General features: G+C 70.6%; 2 protein-coding genes. Both read left to right on the top strand.

What is annotated here, in order from left to right; translation table 11 throughout:
• A partial coding sequence (locus ACFYZB_RS46655) for an acyl carrier protein (RefSeq protein ID WP_388768248.1) occupies positions 1–663 on the top strand: 663 nt, incomplete at its 5' end.
• A partial coding sequence (locus ACFYZB_RS46650; protein ID WP_388768246.1) for a type I polyketide synthase occupies positions 663–3,528 on the top strand: 2,866 nt, incomplete at its 3' end. The genes ACFYZB_RS46655 and ACFYZB_RS46650, both read left to right, overlap by 1 nt.

Here is a 3,528-nt window from a genome sequence, read left to right as displayed (position 1 = left end):
CCCGCCCTCGTCCCCATCGCCCTGGACCTGAAGGCGTTGCGCTCGGCCGGTGAGGACCTGCCCGCCCTGTTCCGCGGGCTGGTCCGCGTCACCAGTCGGCGCACCGCGGCGGCAGGCGGCGGCGGCCGGGACACGGCGGCGCTCAAGCAGCAGCTCGCCGGCCTCTCGCCGGAGGAGCAGGAAGCCCTGCTGCTCGACATCGTCCGCACCCACGCGGCGACGATCCTCGGACATGCGGGCGTCGACGCCATCGACCCGGACCGGGCCTTCAGCGAGCTGGGCTTCGACTCCCTCAGCGCGGTCGAGTTCCGCAACGTGCTGGGCGGTGTCAGCGGCCTGCGGCTGCCGCCCACGCTCGTCTTCGACTACCCCAACGCACGGGCGCTGGCCGACCACATGCGAGCGGAACTCGTTCCGGACTCCGGTGCGGGCGGCAACGCTGACGGGTCGGGTGAGGCGGAGATCCGCCAGGTGCTGCAGACCATTCCGCTCAGCAGGCTGCGGGACGCGGGTCTGCTGGACGCCCTGCTCGAACTCGGCGGCGTCGGTGACGTACGGACCGAACCGGACGAGGCCGACGAGGCCTGGGAGGGATCGATCGACGACATGGACGCCGAAAGCCTCATCAGCCTGGCGCTCAGCGGCGAAACGGGAGATGTGTAATGGCCGGCTCTGACCAGAACAAGCTCGTCGACGCGCTCCGGTCGGCGCTGAAGGAGACCGAGCGGCTGCGCGCCCAGAACAAGAAGCTCACCGCCACACTCCGCGAGCCCGTTGCCATCATCGGCATGAGCTGCCGATACCCGGGCGGGGTGGAGACGCCGGAGGAGCTGTGGCGGCTGGTCGCCGACGGGGTGGACGCGGTCTCGCAGTTCCCGGCCGACCGCGGCTGGGACGCCGACCAGCTCTTCGACCCCGAGGGACAGCGCCCGGGCACGACCTACGTCCGTGAGGGCGGCTTCCTGCACGACGCCGCCGACTTCGACCCGTCCCTGTTCGGCATCAGCCCGAACGAGGCACTCATCATGGACCCGCAGCAGCGGCTGCTGCTGGAGACCGCCTGGGAGGCGATCGAGCGGGCCGGCATCGACCCGACGACGCTGAAGGGTTCGGCCACCGGTGTCTTCGCCGGGATGATGTACCACGACTACGCAGCCAACGCGAACACCGGTTCCATCGCCTCCGGCCGCGTCTCCTACGCGCTCGGCCTCGAAGGCCCGTCGGTCACCATGGACACCGCCTGCTCCTCGTCCCTCGTCGCGCTCAACTCCGCGGTGCACGCCCTGCGTTCCGGGGAGTGCAGCCTCGCCCTGGTCGGCGGTGTGTGCGTGATGGCGACCCCGGAGACGTTCGTTGAGTTCAGCCGCCAGCGGGGTCTGTCCCGCAGCGGCCGCTGCAAGTCGTTCGCCGCGGCGGCCGACGGCACCGCCTGGGGCGAGGGCGCGGGCATGCTGCTCGTGGAGCGCCTGTCCGACGCCCGCGCCAACGGCCACCCCGTCCTCGCCGTCGTCCGCGGCATCGCCGTCAACCAGGACGGTGCGAGCAACGGCCTGACGGCCCCCAACGGCCCCTCCCAGGTCCGCGTCATCCGCCAGGCCCTCGCCAACGCCCAGCTCGCCCCCGACCACATCGACGCGGTGGAGGCGCACGGTACGGGGACGACGCTGGGTGATCCGATCGAGGCGCAGGCGTTGCTGGCGACGTATGGCAAGGACCGTGCGGAGGATCAGCCGTTGTGGCTGGGTTCGATCAAGTCGAACATGGGGCACACGCAGGCGGCTGCGGGTGTTTCGGGCATCATCAAGATGGTCGAGGCGATCCGGCACGGTGTGCTGCCCAAGACCCTCCACGTCGACGAGCCGACCCCGAAGGTCGACTGGGAGTCCGGCCAGGTGCGCCTGCTCACCGAGTCCCGTCCGTGGCCGGAGACGGGTCGTCCGCGCCGCGCGGGCATCTCCTCGTTCGGTATCAGCGGTACCAACGCCCACGTCATCATCGAGCAGGCCCCCGCCGAGGAAGCCCCGGAGGAGGAAGCCGAGGGCCGAACCCTCCCCGTCGTCCCCCTCGTCATCTCCGGCAGGACGGAACAGGCCCTGCACGGCCAGGCCCAGCGCCTGCGCTCCCACCTCGAGTCCCACCCCGACCTGCGCCCCCTGGACATCGCCCACTCCCTGACCGACACCCGTAGCGCCCTGGACTTCCGGGCGGCCGTGGTGGGTGCGGACCGGGATGAGTTGCTGGCCGGTCTGGGTGCGTTGGTGGAGGGCCGGTCGGCTGCGGGTGTGGTGCAGGGGAGTGTGCGGGGGGCTGGTCGTACGGCGTTCCTGTTCACGGGTCAGGGGGCGCAGCGGGTCGGGATGGGCCGGGAGTTGTATGACGCCTTCCCGGTGTTCGCGGAGGCCTTCGATGCGGTCCTCGAGGCGATCGAGCTGCCGTTGCGTGAGGTCATCTGGGGTGAGGACGCGGAGCGGTTGAGTCGCACGGAGTTCACGCAGCCGGCGTTGTTCGCGGTTGAGGTGGCGCTGTACCGGCTGGTGGATTCCTGGGGTGTCAAGCCGGACTATCTGGCGGGGCACTCGATCGGTGAGTTCGCCGCCGCCCATGTCTCGGGTGTGCTGTCGCTTGCGGATGCGGCGAGGCTGGTCACCGCTCGTGGCCGTCTGATGCAGGCGCTTCCGGAGGGCGGCGCGATGGTCGCCGTGCAGGCGACCGAGGAAGAAGTGCGTCCGCTGTTGGTGGACGGTGTCGGTATCGCAGCGGTGAACGGTCCGACTGCGGTGGTGGTTTCCGGGGTGGAGGCGGAGGCGCTGCGGGTCAAGGCGCACTTCGAGGCGGAGGGTCGTAAGACGACCCGGCTGAAGGTCTCGCACGCGTTCCACTCGCCGCTGATGGAGCCGATGCTCGCCGAATTCCGATCCATAGCAAGCGAGTTGGAGTACGGCACCCCGTCGATCCCGATCGTGTCCACCCTCACCGGTGCCCCGGTGACGGACGACCTGTCGGATCCGGAGTACTGGGTCCGGCACGTTCGCGAAGCCGTCCGGTTCGCGGACGCGGTGAAGGTGCTGGCCGACAAGGGTGTCACCACGTATCTGGAGCTGGGCCCGGACGCGGTGTTGACGGCGATGGGTCAGCAGAGTGCCGAGGGTGTCTTCGTCCCGGTGTTGCGTCGTGACCGTGGTGAGGCGCGTGAGCTGGTGTCCGCGGTGGCCCGGATCGCGGTGCACGGTGGGAAGGTCGACTGGTCGGCGTTCTACGCGGGCACCGGAGCCCGCCGTGTCGAGCTGCCCACCTACGCCTTCCAGCGGCAGCGCTACTGGTTCCACACCCTGGACTACCTGGCCGAGTCCTGGGTGGCCGCCGAGTTGGGCGGGCTGTCCGAGGCCGGGCTGGATCCCGCCGGACACGCGCTGCTCGGTGCGGCAGTGAGGCTGCCGGACAGCGAGGCCGTGGTGCTGACGGGCCGGCTCTCCACTTCGGCCCAGCCGTGGCTGGCGGACCACGCGGTCGGCGGCACCGTCCTGTTCC

The sequence above is a fragment of the Streptomyces sp. NPDC001852 genome, assembly GCF_042891825.1.
Taxonomy (GTDB): Bacteria; Actinomycetota; Actinomycetes; order Streptomycetales; family Streptomycetaceae; genus Streptomyces.
This window is presented reverse-complemented; position numbering and strand designations above follow the sequence as displayed.